The sequence below is a fragment of the Streptomyces sp. 4N509B genome, from assembly GCF_052245655.1.
Lineage (GTDB): Bacteria > Actinomycetota > Actinomycetes > Streptomycetales > Streptomycetaceae > Streptomyces.
Window position 1 is genome coordinate 123120 of record NZ_JBQQBZ010000005.1, and the last position, 21629, is coordinate 144748.

A 21629-nucleotide genomic window follows, 5' to 3' on the forward strand; every position below is an offset into this window, starting at 1 on the left:
GACCCGTCTCGTGTGGGCGCCGCGGACCGACGCCCCGAGGCCCGTTCCCCCGTCAACCCGTTCGTGCCTTCCGTGGGCGGCCGGTTAGGCTGAACGCCATGCATGCCTGGCCCGCCACCACGGTTCCCACGCTGCCCGGTCGGGGTCGTGACCTCTCGGTTCACGACACCTCCACCGGCGGACGGGTGACCCTCACCCCGGGCCGGGTGGCCCGGTTGTACGTCTGCGGCATCACCCCGTACGACGCGACCCACCTGGGGCACGCCGCCACCTATACCGCCTTCGACCTCGTCCACCGGGTCTGGCTCGACGCCGGGCACGACGTGCACTACGTGCAGAACGTCACGGACGTCGACGACCCGCTGCTGGAGCGCGCCGCCGCCACCGGTATGGACTGGCGGGAGCTGGCCGAGCGCGAGACGGCCCTCTTCCGCGAGGACATGACCGCGTTGCGCGTCCTCCCACCCCGTCACTACCGGGGCGCCGTGGAGGCGATCCCCCTGGTCATCCCGCTCGTCGAGCGGCTGCGTTCGCTGGGCGCCGCCTACGAGCTCGACGGCGACGTCTACTTCTCCGTCGCCTCCGACGCCCACTTCGGCGGCGTCTCGCACCTCGACGCCGCCGCCATGCGGCTGCTGTCCGCCGAGCGCGGCGGCGACCCGGAGCGCGAGGGCAAGAAGAACCCGCTCGACCCCCTGATGTGGCGCGCCGAGCGGCCCGGAGAGCCCTCCTGGGACGGCGGCTCGCTCGGGCGGGGCCGCCCCGGTTGGCACATCGAGTGCGTCGCGATCGCGCTGGAGCACCTCGGCATGGGCTTCGACGTGCAGGGCGGCGGGTCCGACCTCGCCTTCCCGCACCACGAGATGGGTGCCTCGCACGCCCAGGCGCTGACGGGGGAGTTCCCGTTCGCCACGGCGTACGTGCACGCCGGTCTCGTCGCCTACGAGGGCGAGAAGATGTCGAAGTCCAAGGGGAACCTGGTCTTCGTCTCCCGGCTGCGCGAGGAGGGCGTGGACCCCGTCGCGATCCGGCTGGCGCTGCTCGCCCACCACTACCGCGCCGACTGGGAGTGGACCGACGAGGTGCTCCGGGAGGCCCTGCGCCGCCTCGACCGCTGGCGGGCGGCCGTCGTCCGCCCCGAGGGGCCGCCGGCCGACGGTGTGGTGGACGCGATCCGCGCGGCGCTCGCCGACGACCTCGACGCGCCGACGGCGCTCGCCGCCGTGGACCGCTGGGCCGAGACGCAGACGGCCACGGGCGGCGACGACGCGGGCGCCCCCGGCGTGGTCTCCCGGGCGGTGGACGCGCTGCTGGGCGTGGCCCTGTAGCACCAGCGGGCGCGGCGCCGCCACCGTCACCCGCCGGCGGCGCGGTGACCAGGACGACCACACGGCCGGGGAGCGCGGGATCCGCCCGCCGCTCCCCGGCCGTCGTCGAAAGCCCTTCTCAGCCGTCGTCCGCGTCGTCCGAGCCGCCCGGGTCCGGCGGGCCCTGCTCGCCCTCCGAGGCCGGAGGACGGCGGCGCGGCCGGGTGCGTCCGCTCCCGGGGTCCCGCAGGTACGAGCCGGGCCCGCTCCCGGAGGATCCCGGCTCTCCCGGGGGCGTGGAGCCGTCCCGGCGGCGCAGGTAGCGCTCGAACTCCTTCGCGATCGCCTCGCCGGACGCCTCCGGCAGCTCGGCGGTGTCCCTGACCTGCTCCAGCGACTGCACGTACTCGGCGACCTCGCTGTCCTCCGCGGCCAGCTGGTCGACCCCGAGCTGCCAGGCCCGTGCGTCCTCGGGCAGGTCGCCCAGCGGGATGCCGACACCCAGCAGGTCCTCCAGGGAGTTCAGCAGCGCGAGGGAGGCCTTGGGGTTGGGCGGCTGCGACACGTAGTGCGGCACCGCGGCCCACAGGCTGACCGCTGGCACGCCGGCGTGGGCGCAGGCCTCCTGCAGGATCCCGACGATCCCGGTCGGACCCTCGTACCGCGACTCCTCCAGGTCCAGCGTGCGGGCCAGCTCCTCGTCCGAGGTGACGCTCGTGACGGGCACCGGCCGGGTGTGCGGCGTGTCGCCGAGCAGCGCGCCGAGCACCACCACCAGCTCCACGCCCAGCTCGTGGGCGAAGCCGAGGATCTCGTTGCAGAACGAGCGCCACCGCATGCTCGGCTCGATGCCGCGCACCAGGACCAGGTCGCGGCGGCGGCCCGGCCCTCCCTCGGAGCCGACCCGCGCCACCGACAGCCGGGTGGTCGGCCAGGTGACGCGGCGGACGCCGCTGTCCAGCCACATGTGGGGCCGGTTGACCTGGAAGTCGTAGTAGTCCTCCGCGTCCAGTGCCGCGAAGACCTCGCCCTTCCACTCGCGCTCCAGGTGAGCGACCGCGGCGGAGGCGGCGTCACCGGCATCGTTCCAGCCTTCGAACGCGGCCACCATGACCGGGTCAACCAGCTCGGGAATCCCCTCGAGCTCGATCACCCAGTGCCTCCTTCCGGCCGGGTGCGGGCGTGGGGCCCGACCCGGCTGCCGACTGTGTTCCGTGCGGCCCCAGCCTACGGCGTCACCGTGCCCAGGCCGGAGTCCTCGTACGCATGCGGACGGCGAGTGGGCGGGTGGCGCGGCGGGTGGTGCGGCGAGCGGCACGCGGGAGCGCCGCTCCCACGGGGGTGAGGTCGTGTCACCCGCGGGAACGGCGCTCACGGCGGCACGCCGCCGGCCGCGGCGGGAAGCCGCCAGCCCGCCCGGCCGGGCCGCTAGCCCTCCTCGTCCTCCAGCCACCCCATGGTGCTCTGCACCGCCTTCAGCCACAGCTTGTACTCGCGGTCGCGCTCCTCGGCGTCCATCGCCGGGGTCCACTCCGCGTCGCGGCTCCAGTTGGCCCGCAGGTCCTCGATGTTCGACCAGAAACCGACGGCGAGGCCGGCCGCGTAGGCGGCGCCCAGGCAGGTGGTCTCGGCGACCAGGGGGCGGACCACGGGCGCGTCGAGGAAGTCCGAGATGTTCTGCATCAGCAGGTTGTTGGCGGTCATGCCGCCGTCCACCCGCAGCGAGGTGAGGTCGACCCCGGAGTCCTTCTTCATCGCGTCGACGATCTCGCGGGTCTGCCAGGCGGTGGCCTCCAGCACCGCGCGGGCCAGGTGCGCCTTGGTGACGTACCGGGTCAGGCCGGCGATCACGCCGCGGGCGTCGGAGCGCCAGTACGGGGCGAACAGGCCCGAGAAGGCGGGCACGAAGTACGCCCCGCCGTTGTCCTCGACCGAACGGGCCAGGTCCTCGATCTCGGCGGCGGCGCTGATCAGCCCCATCTGGTCGCGCATCCACTGCACGAGGGCGCCGGTGATGGCGATCGAGCCCTCCAGCGCGTAGACCGGGGCCTGGTCGCCGATGCGGTACCCGACGGTGGTGATCAGACCGGCGTAGGAGTTGATGGGCTCCGCGCCGGTGTTCATCAGCAGGAAGGTGCCCGTGCCGTAGGTGGACTTGGCCTCGCCGACCGAGAAGCAGGTCTGGCCGAAGAGCGCCGCCTGCTGGTCGCCGAGCGCGGAGGCGACGGGAACGCCGTCGAGCACGCCGCCCCGGGCGTGGCCGTAGATCTCCGCGGAGGAGCGGATCTCGGGCAGCACGGCGGCCGGCACGCCGATGGAGTTGAGGATACGTTCCTCCCACGCCAGCGTGCGCAGGTTCATCAGCAGCGTGCGGGAGGCGTTGGTGACGTCGGTGACGTGCACGCCGCCGTCGACGCCGCCGGTGAGGTTCCAGATGACCCAGGAGTCCATCGTGCCGAAGAGGATCTCGCCGCGTTCGGCGCGCTCGCGCAGGCCCTCGACGTTGTCCAGCAGCCAGCGGATCTTGGGTCCGGCGAAGTACGAGGCCAGCGGCAGGCCGGTCTCGCGGCGGAAGCGGTCCTGGCCGACGTTGCGGCCGAGTTCGCGGCAGAGGGCGTCGGTGCGGGTGTCCTGCCAGACGATGGCGTTGTGGACCGGCTCGCCGGTGGCCTTGTCCCACAGCAGCGTGGTCTCGCGCTGGTTGGTGATGCCGATCGCCTTGACCTGGTCCTTGGTGATGCCGCCCTTGCTCAGGGCGCCGGCGACGACCTCCTGGACGTTCGTCCAGATCTCCATGGCGTCGTGCTCGACCCAGCCGGGCCGGGGGAGGATCTGTTCGTGCTCCTTCTGGTCGACCGAGACGATGCGGCCGGCGTGGTCGAAGACGATGCAGCGGCTGGAGGTCGTGCCCTGGTCGATGGCCGCGATGTACTCGCGGGGGGCGGGGGACGTGTCGCTCATACGGCGGCTCCTGGTCGGAACGGGTGCGGCTTCGTGGTGGGACGGAGCGTCGGTCGTCAGTTGATGAGGTTGTGGATGCCGGCCGCGAGCGCGGCGCCGATCAGGGGCCCGACGACGGGGATCCAGGAGTAGCTCCAGTCGGAGCCGCCCTTGTTCGGCAGCGGCAGCAGCGCGTGGACGATGCGCGGGCCCAGGTCGCGGGCCGGGTTGATGGCGTAGCCGGTCGGGCCACCGAGCGAGAGGCCGATGCCGACGACGACCAGCGCCACCATCAGGCCACCGGTGCCGGAGACGGCGAGTCCCTCGTTGATGCCGATGGCCAGGACCAGCAGGACGAGGACTGCGGTGCCGATGATCTCGGTGGCGAGGTTCTGCACGGGGTTGCGGATCTCGGGGGCGGTGGAGAAGACGCCGAGGACCGGGCCGGGCGCGTCGGGGTCGGACGAGGGGCGCCCCTCCGGCACGATCGGCTCCTCCACGGCCGCCGGGCCCGGCGTGTCGGAGCCGCCGACGATCTCACGGTCCCGCAGGTGAGCCTCGAAGTGCCCGTAGTAGGCGAGCCACACCAGGGTGGCGCCGATCATGGCGCCGACCATCTGTCCGGCGACGTAGGTGGGGACGTCGTTCCACTCGCCGGTGTCGAGGGCGATGCCGAAGGTCACCGCGGGGTTGATGTGGGCTCCGGAGATGTGCGTGGAGGCGTAGACGCCGCAGAGCACGGCGAACCCCCACCCGAAGGTGATCGCGACCCAGCCGGCGCCGAAGGCCTTGGACTTCTTGAGCACGACGCCGGCGACGACGCCGCCGCCGAGCAGGATCAGGGTGGCGGTGCCGAGGAGCTCGCCGAAGAAGATGTCGGAGCTGGACACCCGATGACTCCTTTGTCCGTCGTCCAGAGATGTGCGGTCAAGCGGCCAGAACACCCGCACGATGTTCGGCAATGTCGACCGCTGACCGGCAGTTTTTCTCTGGGTAGGGCCGCCGTCAAGGGGGTGTGCGGCAGGCGGCGTCCTGGTTCTTTTTCCAGATTCTCCCCGAAATGTGCTAGAAGCGCCCGGCGCCGAGATCGCGTGACACGGAGCGGGCGCACTCCCGCACCGCCGCGATCAGTCGCGGCTGGAGCGCGCGGCCCGACCGCATCCGCTCCACCGCCCCGGTGATGCCCACCGCGCCCACCGCCACCCGCCGGCGGTCGAGGATCGGCGCGGCGATGGAGGCCACGCCGTCCCAGGTCTCGCCCTCGTCGCTCGCCCAGCCGCGGGAGCGGACCACCTCAAGCCCCCGGTCGAACTCGGCCGGATCGGTCACCGTCAGCTCGGTGATCGCCGCCATCCCGCCCTCGACCGCCTCGCGACGCGCCGCCGGGTCGTGGGCGGCCAGCGCCCGGCCCAGGGCGGTGCTGTGCAGCGGCTGCATCGCGCCGACCTCCAGCACCTGCCGGCTGTCGTCCGGGCGGAAGACGTGGTGGACGATCAGCACGCCCCGCCGGTGCAGCACGCCCAGGTACGCGCTCTCGCCGGTGGCCCGCGCCAGGTCGTCGGTCCAGACCAGGGCGCGCGAGCGCAGTTCGTGGACGTCGAGGTAGCTGTGGCCCAGGCGCAGCAGCTCGGCGCCGAGCTGGTACTTGCCCGAGGCCCCGTCCCGCTCCACGAGGCCCTGCTGCTGGAGGGTGCGCAGCAGGCCGTGGGCGGTCGCCTTGGCCAGGCCCGTGGCGGAGGCGATGTCGGACAGGCCCAGACGCCGTTCGCCGCCGGCGAGCAGCCGCAGCACCGCCGCGGCCCGTTCCAGCGACTGGATGGTCCGCGCCATCGCGCTGCCTTTCTGCCGGTGGACCTGTCTGCCCGTGGTGTGCCGCGTGTGCCGGGTGCGCGCCGCCCGCCCCCGTCCGGCACCGTCGTCCGGCACCGTCCCGCGACCGGGTGGGGTGGGGTGGTGGTGGGCCCGCGAGGACGGAGGCGTCGCGGACGCCCTGGTCATCGACAGTGCGTTCGACACTGCCGACTCCCGACGGGCCATGCCGACATCCTCGGGAAAGCCGGATACGAGTCTAAGGCCGGCACGGGGCCCGGCCCGGGCCCCGTTCGGGCCACGACCGGCCCCTTTCGGGCCACGGCCGGGCCGCGCCGATCCGCCGTTCGCCGAAAATCGCCGGGGCGCCACCGCCGGTGGCCGTTACGCTGGCTGGGTGCGCCCGCCCGCGGGGCGGCGCATAGCCGACAGCCGTCGCACCCAGGGAGAGCCCGCCCATGACCACGCCCAGCCCGTCGTCCGCCCTGTCCAGCCAGCAGCAACGCGCCACCGCACTGCGCGAGGCACTCGCCTCCCGGGTCGTGGTGGCGGACGGCGGAATGGGCACCATGCTCCAGGCCAGCGACCCCACGCTGGAGGACTTCCAGCAGCTGGAGGGCTGCAACGAGGTCCTCAGCGTCACCCGCCCCGACATCGTGGGCTCCGTCCACCGGGCCTACTTCGAGGCCGGCGTGGACTGCGTCGAGACGAACTCCTTCGGCGCCAACCTGAGCGCGCTCGCCGAGTACGAGATCGCCGACCGCGTCACCGAGCTCTCCCACGCCGCCGCCCACGTCGCCCGCCAGGTCGCCGACGAGTTCACCACCCGGGACGGCCGGCAGCGCTGGGTCCTCGGCTCCATGGGCCCCGGCACCAAGCTGCCGAGCCTGGGCCACGTCACCTTCGCCGCGCTCCGCGACGCCTACCAGCGCAACGCCGAGGGCCTGATCGAGGGTGGCGCCGACGCGCTGCTCGTCGAGACCAGCCAGGACCTCCTCCAGGCCAAGGCCGCCCTCATCGGCGCCCGCCGCGCCCAGACCGCCGCCGGCACCGAGCTGCCGCTGCTCCTCCAGGTGACCGTCGAGACCACCGGCACCATGCTGCTCGGCTCCGAGATCGGCGCGGCGCTCACGGCGCTGGAGCCGCTCGGCATCGACATGATCGGCCTCAACTGCGCCACGGGCCCCGCGGAGATGAGCGAGCACCTGCGCCACCTCGCCCGCCACGCCCGCGTCCCGCTCTCCTGCATGCCCAACGCGGGCCTGCCGGTGCTCGGCAGGGACGGCGCGCACTACCCGCTCACCCCGGGGGAGCTCGCCGACGCCCACGAGACGTTCGTCAGCGAGTTCGGCCTCTCCCTCGTCGGCGGCTGCTGCGGCACCACCCCCGAGCACCTGCGGCACGTCGTCGAGCGGACCCGCGACCTCGCCCCGGCGCCGCGTGACCCCCGCCCCGAGCCCGGCGCCGCCTCCCTCTACCAGGCCGTGCCGTTCCGCCAGGACACCGCCTACCTCGCGATCGGCGAGCGGACCAACGCCAACGGCTCGAAGAAGTTCCGCACCGCCATGCTGGACGGCCGCTGGGACGACTGCGTGGAGATGGCCCGCGAACAGATCCGGGAGGGCGCCCACCTGCTCGACCTGTGCGTGGACTACGTCGGCCGCGACGGCGTCGCCGACATGCGCGAGCTCGCCGGCCGCCTCGCCACCGCCTCCACGCTCCCGGTCGTGCTGGACTCCACCGAGCCGGCCGTGATCCAGGCCGGGCTGGAGGCCCTGGGCGGCCGCGCGGTGATCAACTCCGTCAACTACGAGGACGGCGACGGGCCCGACTCGCGCTTCGCCCAGGTCACGCGCCTGGCGGTCGAGCACGGCGCCGCGTTGATGGCCCTCACGATCGACGAGAACGGCCAGGCCCGCACCGCCGAGGACAAGGTCGCCATCGCCGAGCGGCTGATCGCCGACCTCACCGGCACCTGGGGCATCGCCGAGTCCGACATCATCATCGACTGCCTGACCTTCACGATCTGCACCGGCCAGGAGGAGTCCCGGCGCGACGGCCTCCACACCATCGAGGCCATCCGCGAGCTGAAGCGGCGCCACCCCCGGGTGCAGACCACGCTCGGCCTGTCCAACATCTCCTTCGGCCTGAGTCCCGCCGCCCGCCTCGTGCTGAACTCCGTCTTCCTCCACGAGTGCGTCCAGGCCGGCCTCGACTCCGCCATCGTCCACGCCGCGAAGATCCTCCCCGTCGCGCGCATCGCCCCCGAGCAGGTCGAGGTCGCCCTCGACCTGATCCACGACCGGCGCCGCCCCGGCTACGACCCGCTCCAGCGCTTCCTGGAGCTCTTCGAGGGCGTGGACGCCAGGTCCCTGAAGGCCGGCAAGACCCAGGAGCTGCTGGCGCTGCCGCTGGAGGAGCGCCTCAAGCGTCGCGTGATCGACGGCGAGCGCAACGGCCTGGAGGCCGACCTCGACGAGGCCCTCACCACCCGGCCCGCCCTCGACATCGTCAACGAGACGCTGCTGGACGGCATGAAGACCGTCGGCGAGCTCTTCGGCTCCGGACAGATGCAGCTGCCCTTCGTGCTCCAGTCGGCCGAGGTGATGAAGAGCGCCGTGGCCCACCTGGAGCCGCACATGGAGAAGTCCGACGACGAGGGCAAGGGCACGATCGTGCTGGCCACCGTCCGCGGCGACGTCCACGACATCGGCAAGAACCTCGTGGACATCATCCTCACCAACAACGGCTACACCGTCGTCAACCTCGGCATCAAGCAGCCCGTCTCCGCCATCCTCGACGCCGCCAGGGAGCACCGCGCCGACGTCATCGGCATGTCGGGCCTGCTGGTGAAGTCCACCGTGGTGATGAAGGAGAACCTGGAGGAGCTCAACCGGCGCGGCATGGCCGCCGACTTCCCCGTCATCCTCGGCGGCGCCGCCCTCACCCGGGCCTACGTCGAGCAGGACCTGCACGAGATCTACGAGGGCGAGGTGCGCTACGCCCGCGACGCCTTCGAGGGCCTGCGGCTGATGGACGCCCTCGTCGCCGTCAAGCGCGGCGTGCCCGGCGCCACCCTCCCCGAGCTGCGCCGCCGCCGCGTCTCCCGCCGCGAGGCGGCCGAGGCCACGCCCGAGCCGGCCGGGTCCGCCGCCGCGCCGGCCCGCTCCGACACCGCCACCGACGTGCCGATCCCCCGGGCGCCGTTCACCGGCACCCGGGTGGTCAGGGGTATCCCGCTCAAGGAGTACGCCGAGTGGTTGGACGAGGACGCCCTCTTCAAGGGCCAGTGGGGGCTGAGGGCCTCCCGTTCCGCCGACGGACCGAGCTACGAGGAGCTGGTCGAGACCGAGGGCCGGCCCCGGCTGCGCGGCTGGCTGGACCGCCTCCACACCGAGGGCCTGCTGGAGGCCGCCGTCGTCTACGGGTACTTCCCCTGCCACGCCGAGGGGGACGACCTCGTGATCCTCGACGAGGACGGCACCGAGCGCACCCGCTTCACCTTCCCCCGGCAGAGCCGGGGGCGGCGCCTGTGCCTGGCGGACTTCTTCCGGCCCGCCGCCAGCGGCGAGCGGGACGTCGTCGCCCTCCAGACCGTCACGGTCGGTCCCCGGGTCAGCGAGGCCACGGCGGAGCTGTTCGCCGCCGACGCCTACCGCGACTACCTGGAGCTCCACGGCCTGTCCGTGCAGCTCGCCGAGGCGCTCGCCGAGTACTGGCACGCCCGGGTCCGCGCCGAGCTCGGCATCGCCGGCGGCGACCCGCACGACCTGGCCGGCATGTTCCGCACCGAGTACCAGGGCTGCCGGTACTCGCTGGGATACCCGGCCTGTCCCGAGCTCGCCGACCGGGCCAGGATCGCGGAGCTGCTCGGGCCCGAGCGGATCGGGGTGTCGCTCTCGGAGGAGTTCCAGCTCCACCCCGAGCAGTCCACCGACGCGATCGTGCTGCACCACCCGGAGGCCTCGTACTTCAACGCTCGCTGACCCGCGTGTCGCACGCCGGGCGGGCGTGCGCCTACGGGCGTAGACTGGTCGGTCCGGTACAGGCCGGCCATCCCTCTCGGCGTGGGGGATGGCCGGCCTTCTGGCCCCTCACGGAGCCCTTTGGAGGTGCACGCGGATGGCGCGTTCCCTGCCTGTTCTCGACGCCGGTGTCCCGTCGGGGCCCGGACCCCAGGCCGTGCTGCTCGACATGGACGGCACGCTCGTGGACACCGAGGGTTTCTGGTGGGACGCGGAGGTGGAGGTCTTCGGACGCCTCGGACACCGCCTCGCGGAGAAGCACCGCCAGGTGGTGGTCGGTGGGCCCATGACGCGCAGCGCCGGGTACCTCATCGAGGTCACCGGCGCCGACCTCACCCTCGACCAGGCGCGCGACCTGCTGAACGCCGCCTTCCTGCGCCGCGTCGAACGGGGCGTGCCGCTGATGCCGGGGGCCCGGCGGCTGCTCACCGAGCTGGCCGCCCACCGGGTGCCCACCGCGCTGGTCTCGGCCTCCCACCGCGCCGTCATCGACCGCATGCTGCCCTCCCTGGGCGCCGACTCCTTCGCCGTCACCGTCGCCGGGGACGAGCTGCGCCGCACCAAGCCCCACCCCGACCCGTACCTGGCGGCAGCGGCCCGCCTCGGCGCGGACCCCCGGCGCTGCGTCGCCGTGGAGGACACCGCCACCGGCGTGGCGTCGGCCGAGGCGGCCGGCTGCCGGGTGGTCGCGGTGCCCTCCGTCGCCCCGATCCCGCCGGCCGCGGGGCGCACCGTGGTGCCGTCGCTGGCGGAGGTGGACGTCGCGTTCCTCCGCTCCCTGGTGGCCCTCCCGCGGACCGCCGTCCACGCGCCGGCCGGCGGCGCGGCGTGACGACTCTCACCTCCCCGGCGACCGCCCCCGGACCGGAGGCGTAACCTCCCGCGGTTAGTGTCGTGCTCGGCGCGCGGAACGGCACGTACGTGCACTGACCGCCGAAAACGTGGACGTGGTGATCACGAAGGGGACACGGGTGAGAAAGCACGTCGGGCGTGCGCGGCTCCCGCTCGTCGCGGGGCTTGGCGCCGCACTGCTGGCGAGCTCCCTCGCGGGATGCGGCTGGATGGGCGAGAGCGCCGGCGAGGGCCAGTCGGTGGTGATGGGCATGACGGACGACGTCCTCGCCGTCGACCCGGCCTCCGGCTACGACCCCGGCTCCTGGCTGGTCTTCAGCAACGTCTTCCAGTCCCTGCTCAGCTTCCCGCCCGGCGGCACCGAGCCGCGGCCCGAGGCGGCCGAGGAGTGCGGCTTCACCGACCGCGTCAGCCAGCGCTTCACCTGCACGCTCCGCACCGACCTGACGTTCAGCGACGGCGGCGAGCTCACCTCACGCGACGTGAAGTTCTCCTTCGAGCGCACCCTGCGCATCAACGACCCGGACGGGCCCGCGGTGCTGCTGTCCACCATCGACCGCATCGACACGCCGGACGACCACACGGTCACCTTCCACCTGAGCGAGCCCGACGCCACCTTCCCGCAGAAGATAGCCTCCGGCGCCGGCTCCATCGTGGACCACCGCAGCTACCCCGCCGACGCCCTGCGCACCGACGGACAGGTCGTCGGCTCCGGCGTCTACACGCTGGAGAGCCACGACGAGGACGAGGCCGTCTTCGCGGTCAACCCCGACTACCTCGGGCCCGCCGAGGTGCGCAACTCCGGCATGACGCTGCGCTTCTTCCACGGCGACCAGCGGGCCCTGAAGGACGCGGTGCTCGGCGGCGACGTCGACGTCGCCTACCGGGGACTCACGGCGCGGGACACGGCCGCGCTGGAGCTCTCCGGCGGCGGCGAGCGGGACCTGGAGGTGGTCGACGGCGCCAGTGCCGAGGTGCAGCACCTGGTCTTCAACATGGACGACCCCGTCGCGGGCAACCCGGCGGTGCGCGAGGCCGTCGCCCACCTCATCGACCGCGCCGCCCTCACCAGCGAGGTCTACCACCGCACCGTCGAGCCCCTCTACTCGATCGTCCCGGCCGGCATCGCAGGCCACACCACGGCGTTCTTCGACCGCTACGGCGACGACCCGCGGCCCGACCTCGCCAGGAGGGCGCTGCGCGAAGCCGGCATCACCGAACCGGTGGAACTCACCCTCTGGGCCACCCCGGTGCGCTTCGGCCCCGACACCGTCGCCGCCTTCGAGCACCTGGCCACCCAGCTCAACGACAGCGGCCTCTTCGACGCCACGGTGCGCAGCGTGGACGCGCAGCGCTTCGCCGAGGGCGTGGAGGCCGGCGAGTTCGGCGTGTACGTGCGCGGTTGGGTGCCGGACTACCCGGACCCGGACAACTTCACCGCGCCCTTCTTCGGCGACGGCAACGTGCTGGCCAACAACTACGACGCCGGCGCCATCACCGAGGAGCTGATCCCCCACACGGCGCGGCAGGCCGACCGGGCCAGGACCGTCGACGAGTTCGCGGAGATCCAGCGGATCGTGGCCGAGGAACTGCCGTTCATACCGCTCTGGCAGGGCCGGCAGTACGCGGTCGCGGCCGACGGCGTCGGCGGGCTGCAGTGGACCCTCGACGCCTCCACCGTCTTCCGCTTCTGGGAGATCAGCAAGAGCTGACGGCGCGCGGTGGAGCCCGCCGGCCCGCCGCTGCACCACCACCGGCCGCCGCCCGCCGCGCTATCCGCCAGGACGGACCAGGCCGCTCTCGTAGGCGAAGACGGCCGCCTGCACCCGGTCGCGCAGCTCCAGCTTGGTCAGCACGTGTCCCACGTGGGTCTTGACCGTGGTCTCGCTGACGAACAGGTCCGCCGCGATCTCGGCGTTCGACAGGCCGCGCGCCACCAGCCTGAGCACCTCCACCTCCCGCTCGGTGAGCGTGCGCAGCGCGTTCGGCACGGACTCCTCGCCCGAGGGCAGGCGGCCCGCGTACATGTCCAGGAGCCGGCGGGTGACACTCGGTGCGAGCATGGCCTCGCCCGCCGCCACCACCCGGATGGCCTGCACCAGCTCCTCCGCCGGCGCGTCCTTCAGCAGGAAGCCGCTGGCTCCCGCCCGGAGCGCCTCCACCACGTACTCGTCGAGGTCGAAGGTGGTCAGCACCAGCACCTTGGCGGGGCCGTCGTTCGCCGGCCCGCCGGTGATCTGCCGGGTGGCCTCCACGCCGTCCATCCGGGGCATCCGGATGTCCATCAGCACCACGTCCGGCTGCAACGCCCTGACCTGGTCCAGCGCCTGCAGGCCGTCACCGGCCTCCCCGACGACGGCCACGTCGTGCTCCGCCTCGAGGATCATGCGGAAGCCGGTGCGGAGCAGCGGCTGGTCGTCAACCAGCAGAACGCGGATCGCCATGGGAACACCCTTCGTCAGACGTTCTCATTGTCACCCGACGCGGCGGCCTCGCCGACCGCGTCCCCCGGCCGCGGCAACGGCAGCGAGAGCTGCGGCGAGAGGGGGTACGGCGGGGGAGTCCCGCCGAACTCGGGGCAGCGCGACTGGTGGTCGCACCAGCCGCACAGCCGGCTGCGGTTCGGCCGCCAGTCACCCGACTCCGTGGCCCGCGCGATGGCGTCCCACAGCGCGAGCAGCTTGCGCTCCACGCCGCGCAGGTCGGACTCGTCCGGGTCGTACGTCACCACCTCGCCACTGCCCAGGTACACCAGCTGCAGACGCCGGGGCACCACGCCGCGCAGGCGCCACAGCACCAGGGCGTAGAACTTCATCTGGAACAGCGCGCCACCGGCGAACGCCGGGCCCGGGGCCTTGCCCGTCTTGTAGTCCACGATCCGGATCTCACCCGTGGGGGCGACGTCCACCCGGTCGATGACGCCGCGCAGCCGCAGACCCGACTCCAGCCGCGTCTCCACGAACAGCTCGCGCTCGGCCGGATCCAGCCGCGTGGGGTCCTCCAGCGAGAACCAGCGCTCCACCAACTCCTCCGCCCCGGCGAGCCACTCCGCCAGCCGCTCCCCGGCGTCCCGCCCGTCCCCACCCGCCGCGCCGTCCCCGCCGTCCGCACGGGCCGCGTCGTCCCCGCCGTCCGTGGCCGAAGCGGCCTCGGCCGTCTCCTCGGGGAAGAGCGAGGCGAGCTCCGGCCGCCGGGCCAGCAGCCGCTGCCACTCCCGCGCCACCAACGCACGGGCCCGTCGCGCGTTACGCTCGGTGGCGGGCATGTCGAAGACCCGCTCCAACACGGCGTGCACCACCGTCCCACGGGTGGCGGCCGCGCTCGGAGCCTCGGGGAGCCTGTCGATCACCCGGAAGCGGTAGAGCAGGGGGCACTGCATGAAGTCGGCGGCCCTGGAGGGCGAGAGCGAGTGGGGACGCGCGGCGGTTGACCGTTCCATGGGCGGAACCCTACGGCGTGTCACTGACAGGTAGCCCCTTACCATCGATGGCGGCCCCGCACAGGGCCGAACAAGGCAGCGAGGGAGCCTGGTGGCAGATTCGGAACGGGACCGGACACCGCGCACCACGGGCAGGAGGGGCCCGGGCGGCGGCATCCTCATGGGGCGGGTGCTCGGGGTTCCTGTCTACGTCGCGCCCAGTTGGTTCCTGGTCGCCGCCCTCATCACCTGGTTCTTCGGCAACCAGCTGGACCGCGTGCTGCCCGAGCTCGGCAACGGTCGGTACCTGGTGTCCCTCTTCTTCGCCGTCGCCTTCTACGCCTCGGTGCTGGTCCACGAGCTCGCCCACACCCTCGCCGCCCTCCGCTTCGACCTTCCCGTGCGCCGCATCCAGCTCCAGTTCTTCGGCGGCGTCTCGGAGATCGAGAAGGAGTCACAGACCCCCGGGCGGGAGTTCGTCCTCGCCGGCGTCGGCCCGTTGCTCTCCCTGGTCCTCGCCGGCGTCTGCTACGGCGGCATGCTGCTGGTGGAGTCCGACACCGTCCCCGGCGTGCTCCTCGCCGGGCTGATGATCTCCAACCTGATCGTCGCCGTCTTCAACCTGCTGCCCGGCCTCCCCCTCGACGGCGGCCGGATGCTGCGCGCCGTGGTCTGGAAGGTCTCCGGTAGGCCCATGACGGGCACCGTCGCCGCGGCCTGGACCGGCAGGGCGCTGGCGATCGCCGTCCTCGTCGGCTTCCCGCTGGCCACCCACTCGGGCTCCCTCACCGACCGGGAGTCGTTCACCGGCGTCGCCTCGCTCACCGACGCCCTGCTCGCCGCCATCCTGGCCGCCATCATCTGGACCGGGGCGGGCAACAGCCTGCGCATGGCGCGGCTGCGGGAGCGGCTCCCGGCGCTCACCGCCCGCGCGCTGACCCGCAGGGCCGTGCCCGTCAGCGGCGAGACCCCGCTGTCGGAGGCGCTGCGCCAGGCCAACGAGGCGGGCGCCCGCGCCCTGGTCGTGGTGGACGACGAGGGCACCCCCACCGCCCTCGTCCGCGAGGCCGGCATCGCCGGCGTCCCCCAGCACCGCAGGCCGTGGATCGCGGTCGGCACCCTCGCCCAGGATCTCACCGAGGAGATGCGCGTCTCCGCCGAGCTGACCGGAGAGGGCCTGCTGGACCACCTGCGGGCCGCCCCCGCCACGGAGTACCTCGTCGTCGAGGAGACCGGCGAGATCTACGGCGTTCTCTCCACCAGCGACGTCGAACGCGCCTTCCTCAACGCCATGGCCCGCCCGGCCCAGGGGGCCACCACCCCCCTGGACTAGGCTTGGACCCATGTCCGAACCGACCGGTGCCGCCCGCCGTCGCGGGCCCTTCAGGGTCGGGGACCAGGTCCAGCTCACGGACCCCAAGGGCCGCCACTACACCTTCACGCTCGAAGAGGGCAAGAGCTTCCACACCCACAAGGGAGCCTTCCCCCACGACGAGCTGATCGGCGCCCCCGAGGGAACCGTCGTCCGCACCACCGGAAACGTCGCCTACCTGGCGCTGCGCCCCCTGCTCCCCGACTACGTCCTGTCCATGCCACGCGGAGCCGCCGTGGTCTACCCTAAGGACGCGGGGCAGATCCTGGCCATGGCCGACATCTTCCCCGGCGCCCGCGTCGTGGAGGCCGGTGTCGGCTCCGGCTCGCTCAGCACGTTCCTGCTGCGCGCCATCGGCGACCACGGCATGCTCCACTCCTACGAGCGGCGCGCCGACTTCGCCGACATCGCCCGCGAGAACGTCACGCGGTACTTCGGCGGCCCCCACCCGGCCTGGCAGCTGACGGTCGGGGACCTCCAGGACAACCTGACCGACGCCGACGTCGACCGCGTCATCCTCGACATGCTCGCCCCCTGGGAGTGCCTCGACGCCGTCGCCAAGTCCCTGGTGCCCGGCGGCCTGCTCTGCACCTACGTCGCCACCACCACCCAACTGGCCCGCACCGTCGAGTCCATCCGCGCCCACGGCAACTTCAACGAGCCCGCGGCCTGGGAGACGATGGTGCGCACCTGGCACGTCGAGGGCCTGGCCGTGCGCCCCGACCACCGCATGATCGGCCACACCGGCTTCCTCCTCACCGCCCGCCGTCTGGCCGACGGCGTGGAGCCGCCGCTGCGTCGCCGCAGGCCGGCGCCGGGCGCCTACGGCGAGGACTACACGGGGCCGGGCGGCGAGGGCGCGGGAGGCCGGGGCTGACACGCCGGTGAGCCGGGCGCGGGGGAGCCGGGGCGGGGGAACGGGGTGGCGTGCAGGAGCGGGGCGCCGCCGGGCCCCCGCCGTTCCCGTCGGGTGTGACGTGTGGCACTATGCCGGCACCGTCAGCGTGCGGACCGCGTCCCGGCTCCCCCACGGTCGTCTGCGGGCGTTCCGCCTCCCAGCCCTCGAGGAGTTCCCCGCGTGCAGACTCCGGCCGGCCCCGGCCTGCCCCACACCCAGACCCGCCCCGTCCACTGGGCCGTCACGGCCGCCGTGCTGGCAGCGGCCTGCGGCGCCGCCGCCCTGATCCAGCCCGCCGACGCCACGGCCACGCCGGAGCCCGCCGCGCCGGCGACCGACGCGCCCTCGGCCGACGCGCCGGTGGTCGAGGCGCCCTCGGCCTCGGCCGCGAGCTTTCCCCTGGACTGCGGCCCCTACGACGTGCTGGTCACCGCGGAGGAGAGCGCCGACATCGACGGGGACGGCCGCCCCGAGACGGTCGCCGCCGTCCGGTGTGACGCGGCGGGCGGCACGCCGCCCAGCGGGCTGTACGTGCTGGCGGCGGCCGAGGAGCGCGGCGGCGCCCCCCGGGTGGCCGAGACCCTGCTCGACCCGGCCGAACAGATGACGGTCGAGCTGCTCGAGGCGAGCTCGGGCACCATCACGGCCCGGCTGCTCGGATACTCCTCACCCGACGTGCCCCGCGCCCAGCCCGACCTGCACGCCGCCGTCACCTGGACCTGGCGCGACGGGCGGCTGCACCGGGACGCGGAGGTCCCCGTCACCGCCCACACCGTCTGACCGACCTCTCGGGAGCCCTCGGCCCGAGTCCTCAGCCCGGCCCGGCCCCCGGCGCGCGGCTACGCGGCGGCGTCGGGGCCGTACACCTCGGCGCCGTCCGCCACCCGGCGGACGTGGATGCACTCGCCGGGACACTCCTTCGCCGAGGCGACGACGTCGTTCAGCAGCGGCAGCGGCACGGGGGCCGCCGCGCCGGGGGCCGTCAGCAGCTCGGCCTCCTCGCCCGCCGGGACGGGGGGCTTCACGTACGCGAGCCCGTCGATGTCCAGCTCGAACACCTCCGGGGCGTACTGGGCGCAGATACCGTCCCCGGTGCAGAGGTCCTGGTCGATCCAGACCTCCATGTCCTCCACGACTTCGTGCTCCCCGGACATATGGCCTACCGTTCCTGGATGAGTGCCTCCCACGGGCGTTGACCGCAACGCACCGTGTTCTGACCGCGTACGACGATACGCCGCCCGCTTTCCCGCGAGGCAGGCTGGGTATTCCCTGGCGTGAGGGAGTGCGCAAGGGTGAAGATCGGACACACCCTGACCGTCTTTTTGATCTAGGGGTTTCGAACGACACCGGGCCAGGTAGGGTCTGGAAGCGTCCAGCTCCCCTTGGAGGAGGTGAGGACCGTGGCATCCCACGATGACGACAGCAACCGCGGCATCCGGCCCGGGAGGGGTTCCGACGAGCCCGCCCGGGAGATCGCCGATCTCGAGCAGGAGATCACCGTCCTGCGGCGAAAGCTGGCTGACTCTCCGCGGCACACTCGGATTCTCGAGGAGCGGATCGTCGAGCTGCAGACCAACCTCGCCGGCGTCTCCGCGCAGAACGAGCGCCTGGCGAACACCCTGCGTGAGGCGCGCGACCAGATCGTCGCCCTGAAGGAGGAGGTCGACCGCCTCGCGCAGCCGCCCTCGGGCTTCGGCGTCTTCCTGCGGGCGAACGACGACGACGGCACCGCCGACATCTTCACCGGCGGCCGCAAGCTGAGGGTCAACGTCAGCCCGAACATCGATCTCGGCGAGTTGCGGCGTGGCCAGGAGGTCATGCTCAACGAGGCGCTGAACGTGGTCGCCGCCATGGCGTTCGAGCGGGCGGGCGACATCGTCACGCTCAAGGAGGTCCTGGAGGACGGTGAGCGGGCGCTCGTCGTCGGTCACACCGACGAGGAGAAGGTCGTCCGCCTCGCCGAGCCGCTGCTGGACACCACGCTGCGTGCCGGTGACTCGCTGCTGATGGAGCCGCGCTCCGGGTACGTCTACGAGGTCGTGCCCAAGAGCGAGGTCGAGGAGCTCATCCTCGAGGACGTCCCCGACATCGACTACACCCAGATCGGCGGCCTCACCGGTCAGATCGAGCTGATCCGCGACGCCGTCGAGCTGCCCTACCTCTACCCCGACCTCTTCCGCGAGCACGAGCTGCGGCCGCCCAAGGGCGTCCTGCTCTACGGCCCGCCGGGATGCGGGAAGACGCTCATCGCCAAGGCCGTGGCGAACTCGCTGGCCAAGAAGGTCGCCGAGGTCACGGGCAAGCCCGCCGGCAAGAGCTTCTTCCTCAACATCAAGGGCCCCGAGCTGCTGAACAAGTACGTCGGCGAGACCGAGCGCCACATTCGCCTGGTCTTCCAGCGGGCCAGGGAGAAGGCGAGCGAGGGCACGCCCGTCATCGTCTTCTTCGACGAGATGGACTCCCTCTTCCGCACCCGTGGCTCCGGCGTCAGCTCCGACGTGGAGAACACGATCGTTCCCCAGCTGCTGTCGGAGATCGACGGCGTCGAGGGCCTGGAGAACGTCATCGTCATCGGTGCCTCGAACCGTGAGGACATGATCGACCCGGCCATCCTGCGCCCCGGCCGGCTCGACGTGAAGATCAAGATCGAGCGTCCGGACGCCGAGGCGGCCAGGGACATCTTCTCGAAGTACCTCACCCCGAGGCTGCCGCTCCACGCCGACGACCTCAACGAGCACAACGGCAGTGGCGAGGCCACCATCGCCGGGATGATCCAGACCGTCGTGGAGCAGATGTACGCCGAGACGGAGGAGAACCGCTTCCTCGAGGTGACCTACGCCAACGGCGACAAGGAAGTCCTGTACTTCAAGGACTTCAACTCCGGCGCGATGATCGAGAACATCGTGGACCGGGCGAAGAAGATGGCCATCAAGGACTTCCTCGACCACAACCAGAAGGGCCTTCGCGTCTCCCACCTGCTCGCCGCCTGCGTGGACGAGTTCAAGGAGAACGAGGACCTTCCGAACACCACCAACCCCGACGACTGGGCCCGCATCTCCGGAAAGAAGGGCGAGCGGATCGTCTTCATCCGCACCCTCGTCACCGGGAAGCAGGGCGCGGACACCGGCCGCTCCATCGACACGGTGGCCAACACCGGTCAGTACCTGTAAAACACCGGTCAGTACCTGTACGTCGTCAGTCCGTCAGACCGTCGCACGTGGCGTCCGGCTGCGGGGCACGCGAGGCGTGCGCCGCAGCCGGACGCTTTCCCGGAAGGAACCGGCAGTGATCTCCCCACCGCAGGCCGTGTCGCTTAGGCTCGTACACAGTGGCGGGGCCACGCGGTGCCACCGCCGGGTGAGGAGGGCCGCATGACAGTACGGCGCGTGATGGGCATCGAGACGGAGTATGGCGTCTCCGTGCCCGGCCACCCCAACGCCAACGCCATGCTCACCTCATCCCAGGTCGTCAACGCCTACGCGGCGGCGATGCACCGTGCCCGCCGGGCACGCTGGGACTTCGAGGAGGAGAACCCGCTACGCGACGCGCGTGGCTTCGACCTGGCCAGGGAGAACGCCGACGCCAGCCAGCTCACCGACGAGGACATCGGCCTGGCCAACGTCATCCTGACCAACGGCGCCCGGCTCTACGTCGACCACGCCCACCCCGAGTACAGCGCCCCCGAGGCCACCAACCCCCTGGACGCCCTGCTGTGGGACAAGGCGGGCGAGCGCATCATGGCCGAGGCCGCGCGCCGCGCGGCCGAGGTCCCCGGCGCCCAGCCGATCCACCTCTACAAGAACAACACGGACAACAAGGGCGCCTCCTACGGCACGCACGAGAACTACCTGATGAAGCGGGAGACGCCGTTCTCCGACATCGTGCGCCACCTGACGCCGTTCTTCGTCTCCCGCCAGGTGGTCTGCGGCGCCGGCCGGGTGGGCCTCGGCCAGGACGGCAGCGAGCACGGCTTCCAGCTCACGCAGCGCGCCGACTACTTCGAGGTCGAGGTCGGTCTGGAGACGACGCTGAAGCGGCCGATCATCAACACCCGGGACGAGCCGCACGCCGACGCCGAGAAGTACCGGCGGCTGCACGTGATCATCGGGGACGCCAACCTCGCGGAGGTCTCCACCTACCTCAAGCTCGGCACCACCGCCCTCGTGCTCTCCATGATCGAGGACGGCTTCATCGCCGTGGACCTGGCGGTGGACCAGCCCGTGCGCACGCTCCACCGGGTCAGCCACGACCCGAGCCTGCGCGAGCTGGTCACGCTCCGCAGCGGCCGGAAGCTGACCGCGGTGCAGCTCCAGATGGAGTACTGCGAGCTGGCGCGGAAGTACGTCGAGGAGCGCTGGGGAGCGGACGCCGACCCGCAGACCAGCGACGTCCTCAGCCGTTGGGAGGACGTGCTCGGCCGGCTGGAGAACGACCCGATGAGCCTGGCGGGCCAGCTGGACTGGGTCGCCAAGCGGGAGCTCATGGAGGGCTACCGCCGCAGGGACGGCCTGGGCTGGGACGCCGCCCGCCTCCACCTCGTGGACCTGCAGTACGCCGACGTGCGCCCCGACAAGGGCCTGTACAACCGTCTCGCGGCCCGGGGCCGGATGACGCGGCTGCTGAGCGAGGAGGACATCCTGCGGGCGCAGACGAGCCCTCCGGAGGACACGCGGGCCTACTTCAGGGGCCGCTGCCTGGACCAGTACGCCGACGACGTCGCCGCGGCCTCGTGGGACTCGGTCATCTTCGACCTGCCCGGACGCGACTCGCTGCAGCGGGTGCCGACGATGGACCCGCTGCGCGGCACCCGGGAGCACGTCAAGGATCTGCTGGATCGCTCCGCCACGGCCGAAGATCTGGTCAGAGCGCTGTCCGGCGGCTGAGCAATCTTTCCGCGGGGAACGGGAATCAATCAGGTGGCTTACGAACGTTGACCAGGGTGCAGGGCGCGCGGCTTCCCCGACGGGGGCGCCGGTGACCACCCCGAGGAAGTTCCCGACGACAAGCC

Annotated in this window: 16 protein-coding genes; 9 read left to right on the top strand and 7 right to left on the bottom strand. The window is 72.5% G+C overall.

Annotation, left to right across the window (positions count from 1 at the left end):
• Window positions 1-98: 98 nt before the first annotated feature.
• The gene (gene mshC, locus ACTWP5_RS07945; protein WP_443220057.1) at window positions 99-1328 is read left to right on the top strand and encodes a cysteine--1-D-myo-inosityl 2-amino-2-deoxy-alpha-D-glucopyranoside ligase; all 1230 of its coding nucleotides are present in this window, start codon (window positions 99-101) and stop codon (window positions 1326-1328) included.
• 118 nt (window positions 1329-1446) lie between these two features.
• Here the strand turns inward: mshC and ACTWP5_RS07950 are convergent, their stop codons facing one another.
• The 4 genes from ACTWP5_RS07950 to ACTWP5_RS07965 form a co-directional block, all read right to left on the bottom strand.
• The gene (locus tag ACTWP5_RS07950) at window positions 1447-2460 is read right to left on the bottom strand and encodes a PAC2 family protein (RefSeq protein ID WP_443220058.1); all 1014 of its coding nucleotides are present in this window, start codon (window positions 2458-2460) and stop codon (window positions 1447-1449) included.
• A gap of 275 nt (window positions 2461-2735) precedes the next feature.
• Window positions 2736-4268 carry a glycerol kinase GlpK gene (glpK, locus tag ACTWP5_RS07955; RefSeq protein ID WP_443220059.1) on the bottom strand — a complete coding sequence of 511 codons (1533 nt, stop codon included), beginning with the start codon at window positions 4266-4268 and terminating at the stop codon, window positions 2736-2738.
• 56 nt (window positions 4269-4324) lie between these two features.
• Window positions 4325-5137 carry an MIP/aquaporin family protein gene (locus tag ACTWP5_RS07960; RefSeq protein WP_443220060.1) on the bottom strand — a complete coding sequence of 271 codons (813 nt, stop codon included), beginning with the start codon at window positions 5135-5137 and terminating at the stop codon, window positions 4325-4327.
• 175 nt (window positions 5138-5312) lie between these two features.
• Complete coding sequence (locus ACTWP5_RS07965; RefSeq protein ID WP_443220061.1) at window positions 5313-6077, bottom strand: IclR family transcriptional regulator; 765 nt, start codon at window positions 6075-6077, stop codon at window positions 5313-5315.
• Between the two features lie 437 nt (window positions 6078-6514).
• Between ACTWP5_RS07965 and metH the strand changes: the two genes are divergently transcribed.
• The 3 genes from metH (at window position 6515) to ACTWP5_RS07980 (ending at window position 12645) form a co-directional block, all read left to right on the top strand.
• On the top strand, window positions 6515-10042 hold the full coding sequence (gene metH, locus ACTWP5_RS07970) for a methionine synthase (RefSeq protein WP_443220062.1): 3528 nt from the start codon (window positions 6515-6517) through the stop codon (window positions 10040-10042).
• Window positions 10043-10178: 136 nt separating this feature from the next.
• Window positions 10179-10913 carry an HAD family hydrolase gene (locus tag ACTWP5_RS07975; protein ID WP_443220063.1) on the top strand — a complete coding sequence of 245 codons (735 nt, stop codon included), beginning with the start codon at window positions 10179-10181 and terminating at the stop codon, window positions 10911-10913.
• 139 nt (window positions 10914-11052) lie between these two features.
• Window positions 11053-12645, top strand: coding sequence for an ABC transporter substrate-binding protein (locus ACTWP5_RS07980; RefSeq protein ID WP_443220064.1), 1593 nt, complete (start codon window positions 11053-11055; stop codon window positions 12643-12645).
• 60 nt (window positions 12646-12705) lie between these two features.
• Here the strand turns inward: ACTWP5_RS07980 and ACTWP5_RS07985 are convergent, their stop codons facing one another.
• The gene (locus ACTWP5_RS07985; RefSeq protein ID WP_443220065.1) at window positions 12706-13377 is read right to left on the bottom strand and encodes a response regulator; all 672 of its coding nucleotides are present in this window, start codon (window positions 13375-13377) and stop codon (window positions 12706-12708) included.
• A 14-nt stretch (window positions 13378-13391) separates the two neighbouring features.
• Window positions 13392-14372: a RecB family exonuclease gene (locus ACTWP5_RS07990; RefSeq protein ID WP_443220066.1), complete on the bottom strand. Its 981-nt coding sequence runs from the start codon at window positions 14370-14372 to the stop codon at window positions 13392-13394.
• Window positions 14373-14460: 88 nt separating this feature from the next.
• On the opposite strand from ACTWP5_RS07990, the gene ACTWP5_RS07995 reads away from it, so the two are divergent.
• From ACTWP5_RS07995 to ACTWP5_RS08005, 3 genes are all read left to right on the top strand, one after another.
• Complete coding sequence (locus tag ACTWP5_RS07995) at window positions 14461-15684, top strand: site-2 protease family protein (protein ID WP_443220210.1); 1224 nt, start codon at window positions 14461-14463, stop codon at window positions 15682-15684.
• A gap of 10 nt (window positions 15685-15694) precedes the next feature.
• On the top strand, window positions 15695-16600 hold the full coding sequence (locus ACTWP5_RS08000) for a tRNA (adenine-N1)-methyltransferase (protein ID WP_443220067.1): 906 nt from the start codon (window positions 15695-15697) through the stop codon (window positions 16598-16600).
• Window positions 16601-16801: 201 nt separating this feature from the next.
• Window positions 16802-17401, top strand: coding sequence for a hypothetical protein (locus tag ACTWP5_RS08005; RefSeq protein WP_443220068.1), 600 nt, complete (start codon window positions 16802-16804; stop codon window positions 17399-17401).
• A gap of 59 nt (window positions 17402-17460) precedes the next feature.
• Here the strand turns inward: ACTWP5_RS08005 and ACTWP5_RS08010 are convergent, their stop codons facing one another.
• The gene (locus tag ACTWP5_RS08010; protein ID WP_443220069.1) at window positions 17461-17775 is read right to left on the bottom strand and encodes a ferredoxin; all 315 of its coding nucleotides are present in this window, start codon (window positions 17773-17775) and stop codon (window positions 17461-17463) included.
• A 246-nt stretch (window positions 17776-18021) separates the two neighbouring features.
• On the opposite strand from ACTWP5_RS08010, the gene arc reads away from it, so the two are divergent.
• Together arc and dop are read left to right on the top strand one after the other, a co-directional pair.
• Complete coding sequence (arc, locus tag ACTWP5_RS08015) at window positions 18022-19791, top strand: proteasome ATPase (RefSeq protein ID WP_443220070.1); 1770 nt, start codon at window positions 18022-18024, stop codon at window positions 19789-19791.
• A gap of 201 nt (window positions 19792-19992) precedes the next feature.
• Window positions 19993-21504 carry a depupylase/deamidase Dop gene (dop, locus tag ACTWP5_RS08020; protein WP_443220071.1) on the top strand — a complete coding sequence of 504 codons (1512 nt, stop codon included), beginning with the start codon at window positions 19993-19995 and terminating at the stop codon, window positions 21502-21504.
• Window positions 21505-21629: the final 125 nt, after the last annotated feature.